The sequence below is a fragment of the Kitasatospora sp. P5_F3 genome (assembly GCF_054049135.1).
In genome coordinates, this window is record NZ_JBFUMY010000029.1 from 48,729 (window position 1) to 64,221 (window position 15,493).

General features: G+C 72.3%; 17 protein-coding genes. 7 read left to right on the plus strand and 10 right to left on the minus strand.

The genetic code is table 11. The features are described from left to right. Window positions 1–40 precede the first annotated feature (40 nt). Entirely contained in the window at window positions 41–520 is a 480-nt protein-coding gene (locus ACXJMZ_RS18475; RefSeq protein WP_057230288.1) for a carboxymuconolactone decarboxylase family protein, read from the minus strand. 50 nt (window positions 521–570) lie between these two features. Here ACXJMZ_RS18475 and pdxR point away from each other — a divergent pair, with 50 nt between their 5' ends. Then, window positions 571–1,992: a MocR-like pyridoxine biosynthesis transcription factor PdxR gene (gene pdxR, locus ACXJMZ_RS18480; RefSeq protein WP_457031151.1), complete on the plus strand. Its 1,422-nt coding sequence runs from the start codon at window positions 571–573 to the stop codon at window positions 1,990–1,992. 54 nt (window positions 1,993–2,046) lie between these two features. On the opposite strand, the gene ACXJMZ_RS18485 is transcribed toward pdxR, so the two are convergent. From ACXJMZ_RS18485 to ACXJMZ_RS18515, 7 genes are all read right to left on the minus strand, one after another. Next, on the minus strand, window positions 2,047–2,181 hold the full coding sequence (locus ACXJMZ_RS18485) for a DUF6126 family protein (RefSeq protein WP_457031152.1): 135 nt from the start codon (window positions 2,179–2,181) through the stop codon (window positions 2,047–2,049). Window positions 2,182–2,195: 14 nt separating this feature from the next. Next, window positions 2,196–2,780: a helix-turn-helix domain-containing protein gene (locus ACXJMZ_RS18490; RefSeq protein WP_457031153.1), complete on the minus strand. Its 585-nt coding sequence runs from the start codon at window positions 2,778–2,780 to the stop codon at window positions 2,196–2,198. 58 nt (window positions 2,781–2,838) lie between these two features. Then, window positions 2,839–4,551 (minus strand): pyruvate dehydrogenase, encoded by a 1,713-nt coding sequence (locus tag ACXJMZ_RS18495; protein WP_457031169.1) that lies wholly within the window; start codon window positions 4,549–4,551, stop codon window positions 2,839–2,841. A gap of 128 nt (window positions 4,552–4,679) precedes the next feature. Next, a complete protein-coding gene (locus ACXJMZ_RS18500; protein ID WP_457031154.1) occupies window positions 4,680–7,082 on the minus strand; it encodes a glycoside hydrolase family 65 protein in 2,403 nt (800 codons plus the stop codon). Next, complete coding sequence (locus tag ACXJMZ_RS18505) at window positions 7,079–7,831, minus strand: HAD family hydrolase (RefSeq protein ID WP_457031155.1); 753 nt, start codon at window positions 7,829–7,831, stop codon at window positions 7,079–7,081. Before ACXJMZ_RS18505 ends, ACXJMZ_RS18500 begins: the two co-directional genes overlap by 4 nt. A gap of 91 nt (window positions 7,832–7,922) precedes the next feature. Next, complete coding sequence (locus ACXJMZ_RS18510; RefSeq protein WP_457031156.1) at window positions 7,923–8,705, minus strand: VOC family protein; 783 nt, start codon at window positions 8,703–8,705, stop codon at window positions 7,923–7,925. A gap of 91 nt (window positions 8,706–8,796) precedes the next feature. Further along, window positions 8,797–9,909, minus strand: a complete 1,113-nt coding sequence (locus tag ACXJMZ_RS18515) for a winged helix DNA-binding domain-containing protein (protein WP_457031157.1) — start codon at window positions 9,907–9,909, stop codon at window positions 8,797–8,799. Between the two features lie 295 nt (window positions 9,910–10,204). Here ACXJMZ_RS18515 and ACXJMZ_RS18520 point away from each other — a divergent pair, with 295 nt between their 5' ends. Both ACXJMZ_RS18520 and ACXJMZ_RS18525 read left to right on the plus strand, forming a co-directional pair. Next, a complete protein-coding gene (locus ACXJMZ_RS18520; protein ID WP_457031158.1) occupies window positions 10,205–10,729 on the plus strand; it encodes a PadR family transcriptional regulator in 525 nt (174 codons plus the stop codon). Next, window positions 10,726–11,442: an ABC transporter ATP-binding protein gene (locus ACXJMZ_RS18525; protein WP_457031159.1), complete on the plus strand. Its 717-nt coding sequence runs from the start codon at window positions 10,726–10,728 to the stop codon at window positions 11,440–11,442. The genes ACXJMZ_RS18520 and ACXJMZ_RS18525 overlap by 4 nt, the downstream gene beginning before the upstream one ends. A gap of 199 nt (window positions 11,443–11,641) precedes the next feature. Here the strand turns inward: ACXJMZ_RS18525 and ACXJMZ_RS18530 are convergent, their stop codons facing one another. Further along, window positions 11,642–12,424: a glucosamine-6-phosphate deaminase gene (locus tag ACXJMZ_RS18530; RefSeq protein WP_457031160.1), complete on the minus strand. Its 783-nt coding sequence runs from the start codon at window positions 12,422–12,424 to the stop codon at window positions 11,642–11,644. Window positions 12,425–12,686: 262 nt separating this feature from the next. Here ACXJMZ_RS18530 and ACXJMZ_RS18535 point away from each other — a divergent pair, with 262 nt between their 5' ends. The 3 genes from ACXJMZ_RS18535 to sigJ all read left to right on the plus strand — a co-directional run bounded on the left by ACXJMZ_RS18535 (window position 12,687) and on the right by sigJ (window position 14,572). After that, a complete protein-coding gene (locus ACXJMZ_RS18535) occupies window positions 12,687–13,100 on the plus strand; it encodes a hypothetical protein (RefSeq protein WP_457031161.1) in 414 nt (137 codons plus the stop codon). A 12-nt stretch (window positions 13,101–13,112) separates the two neighbouring features. Next, complete coding sequence (locus ACXJMZ_RS18540) at window positions 13,113–13,580, plus strand: thiol-disulfide oxidoreductase DCC family protein (protein ID WP_457031162.1); 468 nt, start codon at window positions 13,113–13,115, stop codon at window positions 13,578–13,580. Between the two features lie 107 nt (window positions 13,581–13,687). Continuing rightward, window positions 13,688–14,572, plus strand: a complete 885-nt coding sequence (sigJ, locus tag ACXJMZ_RS18545; RefSeq protein ID WP_457031163.1) for an RNA polymerase sigma factor SigJ — start codon at window positions 13,688–13,690, stop codon at window positions 14,570–14,572. 85 nt (window positions 14,573–14,657) lie between these two features. Here sigJ and ACXJMZ_RS18550 read toward each other — a convergent pair whose 3' ends face one another. After that, the gene (locus ACXJMZ_RS18550; RefSeq protein WP_457031164.1) at window positions 14,658–14,900 is read right to left on the minus strand and encodes a hypothetical protein; all 243 of its coding nucleotides are present in this window, start codon (window positions 14,898–14,900) and stop codon (window positions 14,658–14,660) included. Between the two features lie 137 nt (window positions 14,901–15,037). Here ACXJMZ_RS18550 and ACXJMZ_RS18555 point away from each other — a divergent pair. Then, a partial coding sequence (locus ACXJMZ_RS18555; RefSeq protein WP_457031165.1) for a nucleotidyltransferase domain-containing protein occupies window positions 15,038–15,493 on the plus strand: 456 nt, incomplete at its 3' end.

A 15,493-nucleotide genomic window follows, 5' to 3' on the forward strand; every position in this document is an offset into this window, starting at 1 on the left:
CGGCCCGCGATCGGACCGGCGAATTTCGGACCTTGACCGATCAGCTCTGCTTGGGGGCCGGGCTGAGCCGGCAGGTGACGCCGATCCGGTTCCAGGAGTTGATCGAGATGATCACCGCGAGCAGCTGGGAGAGCTCGTTCGGCGCGAAGTGCTTCGCCGCCGCCTCGTAGACCTCGTCCGGCACATGACCCTCGCTCAGCCGGGTGACCGACTCGGTCAGCGCCAGCGCCGCCCGCTCCTTCGCCGTGAAGAACGGCGTCTCCCGCCAGGCCGGCAGCGCGTACAGCCGGTGCTCCTGCTCGCCCGCCTTCCGGGCGTCGGCGGTGTGCATGTCCAGGCAGTACGCACAGCCGTTGATGGCCGAGGCCAGCGTCCGCACCAGCTCCCCGATCACCGGGTCCACCAGCGGCCGCGAGGCGGCGTCCAGCGCGATCATCGCCCGGTACCACTCGGGGGAGAGCTCGGGCATCGAGAAGCGCTGCTCGGGGGCGGCCACGTAGTCCTTCGGTTCGTTCGTCATGATCTTCACCCTAGGCGCGCGGCGGCCCGCTCGTATGGTTCATTGGGGTCATGGAATCCTGGGCCACTTTCGGTGGCGACCTGCATCTGGACCTCTCGGCCGGGCGGGCGCGCGGGCTCGGTCTGCGGGCCGCGTTGGAGGATGCGCTGCGGGCGGCGGCCCGGGACGGGCGGCTCGCGGCCGGGACCAGGCTGCCGTCCTCCCGGGTGCTGGCGGCCGACCTGGGGATCGCGCGGAACACCGTGGCGGAGGCGTACGCACTGCTGACGGCGGAGGGGTGGCTGACGGCACGTCAGGGATCGGGGACGGTGGTGGCGGAGCGGGGGACGGCTTCGGTGACCACGGCGCCGAGCACGCCGCAGCGGACGCCGGCCGTGCGGTTCGACCTGATGCCGGGGCGGCCGGATCTGGCGCTGTTCCCCCGCTCCGCCTGGCTGGCCGCCGCGCGCCGGGCGCTCGCGGTGGCTCCGCACGAGGCGCTCGGGTACTCGGACCCGCGCGGGCGGATCGAACTGCGCCGGGCGCTCGCCGACTACCTCGCGCGGGTGCGCGGGGTGCGCACCGATCCCGAGCGGCTGCTGATCTGCGCCGGGTACACCCAGGGGCTCGCGCTGCTCTGCGCCGCGCTGCGCGAGCGGGGCGTCGGCGCAGTGGCGGTGGAGGAGTACGGGCTGCCGCCGCAGCAGGCGGTGATCACCGCCGCCGGGCTGGCCACCGTCCCGTTGCCGCTGGACGAGGGCGGCGCCAGGACCGACCTGCTCGGCGGCCTCGACGCCGGTGCGGCGGTGCTCACCTCGGCGCACCAGTTCCCGACCGGGGTACCGCTGCGGGCCAACCGCCGGGCAGCGGCGGTGAACTGGGCCAGGGAGACCGGGGGGATCGTGATCGAGGACGACTACGACGGCGAGTTCCGGTACGACCGGCAGCCGATCGGGGCGATGCAGGCGCTCGACCCCGAGCGGGTGGTCTACGCGGGCACCGCCAGCAAGAGCCTGGCCCCCGGCCTGCGGCTCGGCTGGCTGGCCCTGCCCGCCGCCCTGGTGGAACCGGTGATGCGGCAGAAGGAGCTGGCCGACGGGCAGTCCGGGGTGATGGACCAGCTGACCCTGGCCGAGCTGATCACCTCGGGCGGCTTCGACCGGCACGTCCGGCGCTGCCGCCTGCACTACCGGCGACGCCGCGACCAGCTGATCAGCACCCTGGCCGAACGGGCACCCGAAGTCCGGGTGACCGGGATCGCGGCCGGGCTGCACGCCGTCCTCGAGCTGCCGCCCGGCTCGCTCACCGATGCCGAACTGCTGCGGCAAGCCGGTTGGTTGGGGCTTTCACTGAACACCATGTCGGGCTGCCGGGCCGATGCCGCCGGACCCGACCCGGACGCCCCGTCAGCCCTGGTGATCGGCTACGGCACCCCGCCCGAACGGGCCTGGCCAGGGGCGCTGGACGCGCTCTGCACCCTGGTCACGCTCTGATCCGGGGTCAGTTCCGCGAGGGGTCAGTTCCGCGAGGGGTCAGTGCCGCGAGGGTCAGTGCCGCGACCCGAGCGCGAAGAGCAGCGTCAGGAAGCCCAGGAAAGCGTGGGTGGCGACCATGTAGATCAGCACCCGGGTGAGCACTCGGCGGTCGGTCCTTCGGCCTGCATCGGTGGTGAGCCTGGCCATGACGGATTCCCCTTTCAGTGCGGGTTGCCCAGGCAGAGATTGCTGCCGGGGCTCTGGAGCAGGGTGTGCAGGAAGAGCAGCTCGACGCCGTCCGGGGAGTCGGCGGCGATGCAGTGCGGGGTGAGCGAGTCGAAGTGGGCCGAGTCGCCCGGGTCGAGCAGGTGGTTCTGCTCCCCGAGGGTGAGCCGCAGCCGGCCCCGGGTGACGTACAGCCACTCCTCGCCGGGGTGCACCCGGACCACCGCGTCCTGCAGCCCGGGCGGCACCTGGACGTGCAGCGCCTGGAGCGCGCGCCCCGGCGCACCCGCCCGGCGGTAGCCCCAGCCGCCGGCCCGGTCCGGCTCGATCACGCCGCCCCGGATCACCGGCTCCGGCTCGCCGGGCTGCTCGCCGAGCAGGTCGGAGACGGTGGTGCCGTACGCCCGGGCCAGGCCGAGCAGGACCGGGAGCGAGGGCTGGCGCAGACCGGTCTCCAGCCGGGAGAGATAGGCTGGTGAGAGCCCGATCCGGCCGGCCGCCGCCTCCAGCGTGAGACGGCTGGCCGAGCGGTGTTCACGCAGTCGGGCGCCGAGGCCCTCGACCTCCTGGTCCACGTTCATGGCTCCAGTTCACACCCGCCGTGCCTGAGCGGCAAGCAGTTTGCCTCTGGGGCAAAAGCTACATCCGGGGGATGTTCCGCAGGTTGCTCCGGGCCAGGTCGATCATCCGGCCCACCCCGCCGGAGAGCACCGTCCGCCCGGCCGCCAGCGCGAAGCCCTTCAGCTGGGCGGCGGTGATGTGCGGCGGGATGGAGAGCGCGTTCGGGTCGGTGACCACGTCCACCAGCACCGGCCCCGGCCGCTCCAGCGCCTCCGCCAGCACCTCGCGCACCTTCGCCGGGTCGGTGACCCGGCTGGCCTGGATGCCGATCGCCCGGGCGAGCGCCGCGTAGTCCACGTCGCCGTTGTCGATCTCGGCCTCGGGGTAGCCGCTGACCAGCATCTCCAGCTTGATCATGCCGAGCGCCCCGTTGTTGAACACCACGATCTTCACCGGCAGCCGGTACTTGGCCACGGTCAGCAGCTCACCCAGCAGCATCCCGATCCCGCCGTCCCCCGACATCGAGATCACCTGCCGCCCCGGCGCGGCCAGTTGGGCGCCGATCGCGTGCGGCAGCGCGTTCGCCATCGAGCCGTGCAGGAACGAACCGATCACCCGCCGCCGCCCGTTGGGCGTCAGGTAGCGGGCCGCCCAGACGTTGTTCATCCCGGTGTCGACGGTGAACACCGCGTCCTCGGCGGCGAGTTCGTCCAGCACCGAGGCGACGTACTCCGGGTGGATCGGCACGTGCTTCTCGATCTTCCTGGTGTACGCACCGACCACCTCCTCAAGTGCCTTGCAGTGCTTGGTCAGCAGCCCGTCCAGGAAGCTACGGTCGCTCTTCTGCTCCAGCAGCGGCAGCACGGCCCGCAGGGTGGCCGCGACATCGCCGTGCACCGCGAGCTCCAGCGGCGTACGCCGGCCCAGCCGGGTGGCGTCGTGGTCGACCTGGACGGTGTGTGCACCGGGCAGGAAGGCGTCGTACGGGAAGTCGGTGCCGAGCAGCAGCACCAGGTCCGCCTCGTGCAGCGCCTGGTGGCAGGCCCCGTAGCCGAGCAGCCCGCTCATCCCGACGTCGTACGGGTTGTCGAACTGGATCCACTCCTTGCCGCGCAGCGAGTGCCCGATCGGGGCCAGCACCCGCCCGGCCAGCTCCATCACCTCGCCGTGCGCCCCGCGCACGCCCGCCCCGCAGAACAGCGCGACCCGCTCGGCCGCGTTCAGCCGCTCGGCCAGCGCCTGCACCTGGGACCACGGCGGGGCGGCCACCGCCTTTTCGGTGAGGAAGCTGCCGGTCCCGGTCGGGTTGGCGGCGGGCAGCGCGGCCACGTCGCCGGGGAAGACCAGCGTCGAGACGCCCCGGGCCCCGAGGGCGTGCTGCACCGCGACCCGGAGCAGGCGCGGCAGCTGGGCCGGGGTGGAGACCATCTCGCACCAGCTGCTGCAGTCGACGAACACCCGCTCCGGGTGGGTCTCCTGGAAGAAGCCGGTGCCGATCTGGGCACTCGGGATGTGCGAGGCCAGCGCGAGCACCGGGAGCCCGCTGCGCTGGGCGTCGTACAGGCCCTGGATGAGGTGGGTGTTGCCGGGCCCGCAGGAACCGGCGCAGACCGCCAGACGGCCCGTCAGCTCGGCGTCCGCAGCCGCCGCGAAGGCACCCGCCTCCTCGTTCCTGACGTGCACCCACTCGATCCCGTCCGCCCGCCGGATCGCGTCCACCACGGGGTTGAGGCTGTCCCCCACCACGCCGTAGACCCGCTCCACCCCGGCCTGCCGGAGGACCTCGACCATCTGCTCGGCCACACTGCCCACGGTTCCACCTCTCACTCTCTGCGGGACGCTCGGTCGGCACACGCCAGGGGGGAACGGCAACCCCGGCCTCAGGAGCGTGCACCGTGCAGCCCGGGCCGGGGTCCGGCCTACTCGGCCGCCAGGTGCGGCGGTTCGGCCCCGCTGCCGACCGCCGGACCCGGCTGCTGCTGACGGCTGGCCGGCTCCCGGCCGGGCGGCTGGACGCAGCGTTCGGGTGTCTCCGGGACCGTCATCGGGCGGGAGACCGGCCGGCCGGGTTCGACCCGGAGCTGTTCGCCCTCGTGCAGGACCGTCAGCTTGGAACCCCGGCGGAGCGTGTAGGTGGTCCGGGTGTGGGTGATCTCCACGTGCAGCAGGCTGCCGCGGATCTTCAGGGCGAAGGCGAGCCGGCGCAGCCCGGCCGGCAGCCGGGGCCGGAACGACAGCTCGCCGTGGTCGCGCAGGCCGCCGAAGCCCGCCACCAGAGCCAGGCAGGCCCCGGCCAGCGAGGCCATGTGCAGGCCGTCCCGGGTGTTGCCGCCGAGGTCGTGCAGATCCATCAGGGCGGCTTCGGCGGTGTAGTCGTAGGCCAGGTCGAGCTGGCCCACCTCGGCCGCGATCACCGCCTGGGTGCAGGCGGAGAGCGAGGAGTCCCGGACCGTCAGGCGTTCGTAGTAGGCGAAGTTGCGCGCCTTCTGCTCGTCGGTGAAGGCGTCGCCGCGCATCTGCATGGCCAGCACCAGGTCGGCCTGCTTGACCACCTGCTTCCGGTACAGGTCGAAGTAGGGGTAGTGCAGCAGCAGCGGGTACTTCTCCGGCGGGGTGGCGTCGAAGTCCCAGAACTGGTGGTCGGTGAAGCCGTCGGCCTGCGGATGCACCCCGAGCTTCTCGTCGTACGGGATGTACATCGCCCGGGCGGCGTCGCGCCAGGCGGCGGTCTCCTCGGTGTCGACGCCCAGCCCGGCGGCGGTCACCTGGTGCCGGGCGGCGGCCTCGGCGGCGGCCCGCAGGTTGGTCTGCGCCATCAGGTTGGTGAAGACGTTGTTGTCGGCCACCGCGCTGTACTCGTCGGGCCCGGTGACCCCCTCGATCCGGAACCGGCCGGCCGCGTCGTGGTGGCCGAGCGAGCGCCACATCCGGGCGGTCTCGACCAGCAGCTCCAACCCGTACGTCTGCTCGAACTCCACGTCCCCGGTGGTCCGGACGTACCGGGCCGCCGCCACCGCGATGTCGGCGCCGATGTGGAACGCGGCGGTCCCGGCCGGCCAGTAGCCCGAGCACTCCTCGCCCCGGATCGTCCGCCACGGGAACACCGCACCGGCCAGCCCGAGTTGGGCCGCCCGTTCGCGGGCCAGCGGCAGCGTGGTGTGCCGCCAGCGCAGGGCCTGCTTGACCGCCTCCGGCAGACAGTAGGTGAGCACCGGGAGCACGAAGGTCTCGGTGTCCCAGAAGCTGTGCCCGTCGTAGCCCGGGCCGGTCAACCCCTTGGCAGGGATGGCCCGTTCCTCACTCCGGGCACTGGCCTGGAGCACGTGGAAGAGCGCGAACCTGACCGCCTGCTGGAGTTCGACGTCCCCGTCGATCTGGATGTCGCTGGTCTCCCAGAACTCCTTGAGGAACTCCCGCTGTTCGGCCACCAGCCCGTTCCAGCCGGTGTACCTGGCGGCGGTCAGCGCGGCCTCCACCTGGTCCCGGACGGCGGGCAGCGAACGGGTCGCCGACCAGCCGTACGCGGTGAACTTGGTCAGCCGCAGCTCCTCGCCGGGGTGCAGCACCGTGGTGACGCTGATCCGGCCCTGGTCCTCGGCGCACTCGGCGGTGACGTGGAAACCCTCAGGACCCTCGATCAGGTGGTCCATCCCGACCGCCACCCGCAGGCCGCTGTACTTGGTCCGGTGCACCAGTACCGCCTTGGTACCCGACGCCAGCCCGGCCTCGGCCACCAGCGGGGCCTCCAGCACGGCCGCCGCCCTGGGGTCGGCCGCCGCCCCGCCGGGCAGCTGCTCGTTGGCCACCAGCTCGGACTGCAGCACGACCCGGATCGGGCCGTCCACGGCGGTGACCCGGTAGTCCACCGCCGCGATCGCCCGCTGGGTGAGCGAGACCAGCCGGGTGGAGGAGACCTTGACGGTCCGTCCGGCCGGCGAGGTCCACTCCGCGTCCCGCCGGAGCAGTCCCTCCCGGAAGTCCAGCCGCCGCTGGTGGTGCCGGAGTTCGCCGTAGCGGAGGTCGAAGGGCTCGTCGTCCACCAGCAGCCGGATGATCTTGCCGTTGGTGACGTTGATGACGCTCTGGCCGGACTCGGGGTAGCCGTAGCCACCCTCCGCGTACGGCAGCGGACGGAGCTCGAAGACACCGTTCAGGTAGGTGCCGGGCAGGCCGTGCGGCTCGCCCTCGTCCAGGTTCCCCCGCAGGCCGATATGGCCGTTGGAGAGTGCGAAGACCGACTCGGCCCTGGCCTGGGCGCCGAGGTCGAGGCTGTGCTCGGCGATGCCCCAGGGGTCGACGGTGAAGGTGGGCTGCGGGCTCATCGAGTGCTCTCCTGACCCTCGATCAGTTCGGCGAGATCGTCCACCACCAGGTCGGCGCCGTGCTCACGGAGGGCCTGGGCCTGCCCGGTCCGGTTCACCCCGACCACGGCCCCGAAACCGCCGGCCCGGCCGGAGGCGACGCCCGCCAGCGCGTCCTCGAAGACGGCGGCGTTCGCGGGTTCGGCGCCGAGCGCCCTGGCGGCGGCCAGGTAGGTGTCGGGGGCGGGCTTGCCGGGGAGCTGCTCCCGGCGCGCCACCAGCCCGTCGATCACCACGTCGAACATGTCGTCGATCCCGGCCGCACGCAGCACGTCCCGGCAGTTGGCGCTGGAGGACACCACCGCGCGCGGCAGCCCGAGCTCCCGCAGCCGGTGCAGATAGGCCACCGAGCCGGGGTACGGCTGGACGCCCTGCTCCCTGATCATCCGCAGCACGGTGTCGTTCTTGGCGTTGCTCAGCCCCTGCACCGTCTGGGCGCCCGGCGGGTCGTCCGGGCTGCCCTCGGGCAGGGTGATGCCGCGCGAGGCCAGGAAGGTCCGGGTGCCGTCCAGGCGCGGGCGGCCGTCCACGTACTGGTCGTAGTCGGCCGGCTCGAACGGGGCGAACCCGGTGCCGGTACGGAGAGCCTCGGCTCTGAGGAAGGTGTCGAACATGTCCTTCCAGGCGGCCGCGTGCACCTTGGCTGTCTGCGTCAGCACGCCGTCGAGGTCGAACAGGAACGCTTCGATGTGGTCCGGGAGCCCCAGCATGACTGCCAGTCTGGTCCCCCGGACAGCCGAAACCGCCCATTCGCGGCCTCTGGCGCGTCGCGAACGGGCGGTCGTGGTCAGACCCGAGCCGTCACATCGGTACGGGCTTGAGCAGTGCGAAGGTGGCGCCGTCCAGGTCCTGGACCAGGGCGACCCGGCCCCAGGGCTGGTCGGTCGGCGGTTCGAGCAGGTTGCCACCGGCCCTGACCAGCGCGTCCACCGTGCTGTCGACGTCGTCCACGGCGAAGTAGGTCCGCCAGTGCGGCGGCGTGCCGGGCGGGTCACCCTTCAGGCCGACCACACCCCCGACGCTGCGGCCCCCGACGTTGAAGGACAGGTACTCCGGCATCTGCTCCATCGGGGCGATCCTGGCCCCGAAGACGGCGTCGTAGAACACGCCCACCTCGCCGGGAGCGCTGGTGTGCAGCTCGTTCCAGACCACCGCGCCGTGCTCACCCACCACCTGGGCGCCGGGGAAGTCCAGCGGCTGCCAGACCCCGAACACCGCACCGCTCGGGTCGGATGCCAGCAGCATCTTGCCGGTGGTCCCGACCGTCATCACGGGCAGCAGTACGGTGCCGCCGTTGTCGCCGATCGCGGTCAGCGTGGCCTCGGCGTCGTCGGTGGTCAGATAGGTGGTCCAGTTGGACGGCACCTGCGGCCGGCCCTCCTCCACCGGCACCGGCCCCATGATCCCGGCCACCGGCTTGTCGTTCTTCGCGCAGACCGAGTACCCGCCGAACTCCTCGGCACCGATCTCGCCCTGCCAGCCGAACAGGTCCCGGTAGAAGTCCAGCGCGGCCTGCTGGTCACGCGCGTTCAGATCCACCCAGCACGGTGTCCCCACCGCATACGGCTCAGTCACCTCGACCATGCGTCATCTCCCATCGAACCGACCCCCGTCGCCCACCCTCACCGGCAGCACCACATCCCGCCACCGGAACCGCGAGCGGCGCGCGGGCGGGTCAGGCCGGTTCGGGAGCGGTGATGCGGACCTCGTGGAGGGGGGCCTTCGGGGCCAGGAAGGCGCTGAGCTGCTCGCCCTCCTCCGTCAGGTCGTGCTGCTCGGCCTTTGTGAGCCGGCGGAACGGGCGGACCGTCAGCACCGCGCCGTCCTTGGCCGCCGCGAAGCGCCAGGTGGCGGCGACGAAGCCGTCAAGCAGCACCGAGCGCGGCATCTCGTTGCTGCCGCCGAAGAACCCCTGGTCGGTGAAGTCCACGGTCAGCACCCGGCTGCGGTCGGCGTGCGAGAGCAGCAGGTTGTCGAAGTCGTACAGGTAGCGCACCGGGGCCGGGGTGTCGGCGGGCGGGCGGGGCGCGTCGGGGAGGTCGAACAGCTCCCGGCCCTGCTCGTCCCGGAACACCGCCAGCTGCGGACGGAGCCGGTCCACCACCTCAGCCAGCCGGGTCAGGCCGCACCACTGCTGGATGTCCTTCACGGTGCACGGACCGAAGCCGGCCAGCTGCCGGAGCACCAACTGCTCGATGCTGGGGTCCGGTTCGAGCTCGTGGCCGGGCCACTGCTCCATCGGCAGGTGCGCCACCGGCCCACTCCGACCCCAGAGCCCGCGCGGCGGCACCTGCACCAGCGGCACCGAGGCCCGTACCGTCTGCGCCATCGCCGCTCCGTCGCGATCCGGCCAACGCTCGGCCAGCAGCTTGCCCAACTCGGCGAAGGTCAGTGCCCGTTCGGCGAACGCGGCCCGCCCGGCCGCCGTCAGCTCGGCCGGATCGAGGCCCACCAGCTTCCGCCCGAACGCCGCCCGGGTGCCGCGCTCGATCACCGGCTCCACCAGCGGCCGCAGCCAGCGCGCGTCCTCCGCCGTGACCAGGTGGATGGTGCCGCGCATCAGCGCGATCCGCACCAGCCCGCCCTCGGCCAGCAGGCCGGAGGTCTCCTCGGGGGTGTACCCGGCCAGCCTGGTCCACAGCCCGACGTACCAGGTCTGCGGGGTCTGCGCCTGCAGCCCGAGCACTCGCTCCAGCGCCTGCTGCACCGTCAGGTCCGCGCGCTCCAGCAGCAGCTGCCGGGCCAGGGTGGCCCGGTTGAGCTCCCTGTTGGCCAGCGTGACGGTCATCGCTCCCCCTCGGATCCGGTTCTGCGGCCGACCGTACCTGCACCGATCGAGCGGAGCCGATCCGACTGTCCGCTGATCGCCTGTCACGTCCGGGCTCCCGACGGTAGGTTGGGCGGGTGGGTGAGCGGTCGGGTGAGTGGGTGCGGGTCCCGGTCGGGGACGAGTCCGCACGGTGGGCGACCCAGGCCCCGCCGGAGCCTGCCGCCGTCGCCGGTCGGGGGTCCGTTCCCCGATCCGGCCGCCCGGTGCGTCCGGCTATGAACCTCGGCTATACACCCTGGGTAGAGTGCGGTTCATGTCACTCGGTCAGATCCTCCTCGGCCTCCTGGAGTCCCAGCCGCGCCACGGCTACGACCTGAAGCGCGCCTACGACGAGCAGTTCGGCCGCACCCGGTCGCTGCACTACGGGCAGGTCTACTCGACGCTGTCCCGGCTGCTGAAGAGCGGACTGGTCGAGGTCGAGGGCGTCGAGCCGGGCGACGGTCCGGAGCGGAAGCGGTACGCGATCACCGAGGCCGGGGTGACCGACGTCGGCGAGTGGCTGGCCCGGGCCGAGAGCCCGGAGCCGTACCTGCAGAACACCCTGTACGCCAAGGTGGTGCTGGCGCTGCTGACCGACCGTCCGGCGGCGGAGGTGCTCGACCTGCAACGGACCGAGCACCTGCGGCAGATGCGCGCGCTGACCCGGCGCAAGGACGGCGGCGACCTGGCGGACCAGCTGATCTGCGACCACGCACTGTTCCACCTGGAGGCGGACCTGCGCTGGCTGGAGCTGACGGCGGCCAGGCTGGACGAGCTGCGCGGACAGGTCGCCCGGTGACCGCCCCGGCCCTCACCCCGGCCCTCGCCCCACGGCCGACCCCGGCGGCGACCGCGCTGCTCAGCGGCACCGGCCTGGCCAAGGCGTTCGGCGCCACCCCCGCGCTGCACGACGCCTCGCTGAGCATCGAGGCGGGCGAACTGGTCGCCGTGATGGGCGCCTCAGGCTCCGGCAAGTCCACCCTGCTGCACTGCCTGGCCGGGATCGTCCGACCGGACGCGGGCAGCGTGAGCTACCGGGGCGGACGGCTGGCCGAGCTGACCGACGCCGGGCGCAGCGCGCKGCGCCGCAGCGACTTCGGCTTCCTGTTCCAGTTCGGCCAGCTGGTACCGGAGTTGACCTGCCTGGAGAACGTGGCGCTGCCGCTCCGGCTGAACGGGCTGCGCCGCCGGCCCGCCGAGCAGCAGGCCCGGGAGTGGCTGGAGCGGCTGGAGGTCACCGGCTCGTCCGGCCGGCGGCCGTCCGACGTCTCCGGCGGCGAGGGCCMGCGGGKGGCGCTGGCCCGGGCCCTGGTGACCGGCCCGCAGGTGGTCTTCGCCGACGAGCCGACCGGCGCGCTGGACTCGCTGAACGGCGAACGGGTGCTCCGGCTGCTCCGGACCGCCGCCCGGGAGTCCGGCGCGGCGGTGGTGCTGGTCACCCACGAGGCCAGGGTCGCCGCGTACGCCGACCGCGAGGTCGTGGTCCGCGACGGGCGCACCCTGACGCGCTAGCCGTCAACGGGGCGTCAGGATCGCGGCGGCCACCGTCAGGAGGCCGTCAGGAACCGGACGGACACGAATGGCCCGGGCCTACGATCGGAGCTGTCGAGAGGTGCCCGCCCCGCTCCGTGGGGGAAGCCGAGTGCGGGCCGACAACGGAACGAGCCGCAAACCCCCGGGGGTCTGCGGCTCGTTCCGTACTACGGCCGGGTCAGATCGACTGCCAGGCCGGCTTCGCCGCGTAGGTCGCGCGGAAGTAGTCGGCCAGCTTCAGACCGGACGCGGCCGCCTCGTCCACCACCACGGTGGCGTGCGGGTGCAGCTGCAGGGCCGAGGCCGGGACCAGCGCGGAGAGCGGGCCCTCGACGGTGGCGGCGACGGCGTCGGCCTTGGCCTCGCCGGTGGCCAGCAGCACCAGGTGGCGGGCCTCCAGGATGGTGCCGATGCCCTGGGTGATGACGTGGTGCGGGACCTGGTCCAGGCTGTCGAAGAAGCGGGCGTTGTCGACCCGGGTCCGCTCGGTCAGCGTCTTGATCCGGGTCCGCGAAGCGAGCGAGGAGCACGGCTCGTTGAAACCGATGTGCCCGTCGGTGCCGATCCCGAGCAGCTGCAGGTCCACGCCACCGGCGGCGGCCAGCGCCCGGTCGTACGCGATCGCCTCGGCGGCGACGTCCTCGGCCGCACCGTCCGGGCCGAAGAAGGACGCCTCGGTCAGGCCGAGCGGTTCGATCACCTCGCGCAGCACCACCGAGCGGTACGACTCCGGGTGCCCGGTCGGCAGGCCGACGTACTCGTCCAACTGGCAGACTCGGGCCCGCGAGACGTCGAGCGCCCCGCTGCGCACCTTGGCGGCCAGCGCCTGGTAGATCGGCAGCGGCGTCGAGCCGGTTGCCACCCCGAGCAGCGCGTCGGGCTTGCGCGTCACCAGCTCGGCCATCGCCGAGGCGATGAGCTCGCCGCCGGCGGCGGCATCGGGGACGATGACGATTTCCATGGCTCCACCGTTCTGAGTCGCGGATCTGAATCGCGCTGTGGTCTAGACCAGACAGGCCGAAGCCTATCGCGCCCGCCACCGCCCGGGCAGGCCCACCGCCCGATTGCGTTCGCCTATTCCAGACCTTGAGACCAATGCGACAGCCGGTCACCTTGGACAGCAACCGCAATCCGGCCGCCCGAGGCGTACTTGAACACGTTCAGAAGAGGGTCTACTGTCAGTCTCATCAGGTTTTAAACGCGTTCGAAACGGAGTTCTTCCGATGGACTACACCGTCGTCAGCTATGCCGTCTACCTGCCGCTCGCCGTCGGCGTCACCATCTGGGTGGCCCGCACCCTGAGCCGCAACGGCCGGTTGTTCCTGACCACCGTCTTCCCCGGCGACGAGAAGCTGGCCGACGCCGTGAACCACCTGCTGGTGGTCGGCTTCTACCTGATCAACCTGGGCTTCGTGGTGCTCTGGATGCGGACCAGCGAGCAGGTCACCGACCTCCAGGGGGTCTTCAACACCCTCTCGGTCAAGCTCGGCTCGGTCCTGCTCGCGATCGGCTGGATGCACCTGGGCAACGTGTACGTGCTCAACCGGATCCGCCGCCGGGGCAGCAGCACGGACAGCATCCCGCCGCGCCCGCCGGTCGCCCCGCAGGGCTGGACCCCGCAGCCGGCCCAGGCCTGAGACACCGTCACCATGACGACACCGGCCGCACCTCCCGTCCGCCGACTGACCGTGCTGCACGATCCGCACTGCGGGCTCTGCCGCAGGCTCACCCACTGGCTGCGCGGCCAGCGGCAGCTGGTCCCGCTGGAGTTCGTCGAGGTGGCGGGCCCGGAGGCCAGGCGACGGTTCCCCGAACTGGACCACGACGCGAGCCTCGGCGAGATCACCGTGGTCGCCGACACCGGCGAGGTCTGGCGCGGGGCGCACGCCTTCGTCACCTGTCTGTGGGCACTGGCCGAACACCGGTCGCTCGCCGCCCGCCTGGGCACCCCGGCCGGCCTGCCGCTGGCCCGGGCCGCCGCCTTCGCCGCCAGCCGGTACCGGTCCGCCGTCGGCGCCGGACAGCCCGCTCCGGGCTCCGATCTCGACGACTACGGGGACGACTGCGCCGACGGGAGCTGCTCCGTCCGGCCCCGCACCGATGCGGAGCAGCACTGAAACTCCTCGGCCACCGGACCGGAGAAATCGAGCACCCTGTCGACGATCACCGGGTAGAACAGTCGAAGGCCGGCGGGTGCGCCGCCGCACGGAGGGGACGTGACACGGTGAACGAGAGCGTGGAGCTGATAGCGCGATTCGAGGAGCACCGGCCGCATCTGCGCGCGGTGGCCTACCGGATGCTCGGTTCGCTCAGCGAGGCCGACGACGCGGTGCAGGAAGGCTGGCTACGCCTCAACCGCACCGACACCAGCGAGGTCGAGAACCTCGGCGGCTGGCTGACCACCGTGGTGGCCCGGGTCTGCCTGAACATGCTGCGCTCCCGCGAACAACGCCGCGAGGACCCACTGGAGCTGCGGATCCCCGATCCGGTCATCAGCAACCAGCGCGGCATCGACCCCGAGCAGGAGGTCCTGCTCGCCGACTCGGTGGGGCTGGCGCTCCTGGTGGTGCTCGAATCGCTCGGCCCGGACGAGCGGATCGCGTTCGTCCTGCACGACATGTTCGCCGTGCCCTTCGACGAGATCGCCCCGATGCTCGACAAGTCCACGGCCGCCGTACGGCAGTTGGCCAGCCGCGCCCGCCGCAAGGTGCAGGACAAGGCACCGGCCCCCGACCCCGACCTGAGCCGTCAACGCCTGGTGGTCGACGCCTTCTTCGCCGCCTCCCGGGACGGCCGGTTCGACGCTCTGGTCGCCGTTCTGCACCCTGACGTGGTGCTCCGCTCCGACGGCGGCACGCTCCGGGCCCGGCAGAACGTCGTCCTGCACGGCGCCGAGACGGTCGCCTCGCAGGCCGTCACCTTTGCCAAGCTGGCCCCGTTCGCCCTCCCGGCCCTGATCAACGGCGCTGCCGGGGCTGCGGTCGTGGTCAACGGCAAGCTGGTCTCCGTGATGGCGTTCACCGTGGTCGACGGCCGGGCCGTGGCGATCGACGTGATCGTCGACCCCGACCGCCTCGGGCGGCTCGACATCAGCGCGCTCGAGCTCTGACCGGCGGGGGCGGTGGTCTCCTGGTCACCCACCGCCCCGGCCGGCTCCTCCCGGGTACGCCGAACTCTGCCTGCCATGAGGCCAGTTACCGTACGGCCGAGGAGCTCGACCCTTCCGACCGGGTGAGCATCTCCGCCAGGTTCGCCGGCAGCCCGGTCGCCAGGACCATCGCCGCGCCACCCTGCTGCAACCACCGCAGGTGCGGGTCACGGAGGCTCTCCGCCCGCTCCGAGGAGAGCATCTCCGCCAGGTTCGCCGGCAGCCCGGTCGCCAGGACCATCGCCGCGCCACCCTGCTGCATCCACTGAATGTTCTGGTTCGTCGTCATGCAGAGAACGCTACGGACTGCCGATCGGCCCCAACATCCGATCCTCCCCCGGCCGTTGAGGGGGGTTGTCCCCCGTATCGGGCGGAGGAAATCCGGGTGGTGTGACGGCCTTGGGGGGTCTGTGGCACCGTGGTCGGGTGAATCGTGATCCGATCGACCAAGCCCGGCGTCTTGTCCGCGACCGTTTTCCCGGTGCTCTCGCCGTGGTGCTGGCGGGGTCCACGGTCTCGGGGCGGGCAACTGCCGGCAGTGACCTGGACATCGCGGTCCTGGTCGCCAGCGGTGGTGAGACGTACCGGGAGACGCTCCGCTTCGAGGGGCGGGTGGTGGAGCTCTTCGTCCATACCCGGGCCGGTCTTCGTGATCTCTTCGCGGTGGATCTCGCCACCCGCCGCGCGGTCATGCAGAGCATGTACGCCACCGGCCTGGTCCTGGTCGACACCGACGGCGAAGCCGGGCGGGCCAGGACCCTGGCAGAGACCGACCTCCGGCAAGGCCCGGCCGCACTCGACCCGGACACCGTGGAGACCAGACGCTACGGACTCACCGACGCCCTGGACGACCTGCACGACGCGACCGACGTCTTCGAGCGC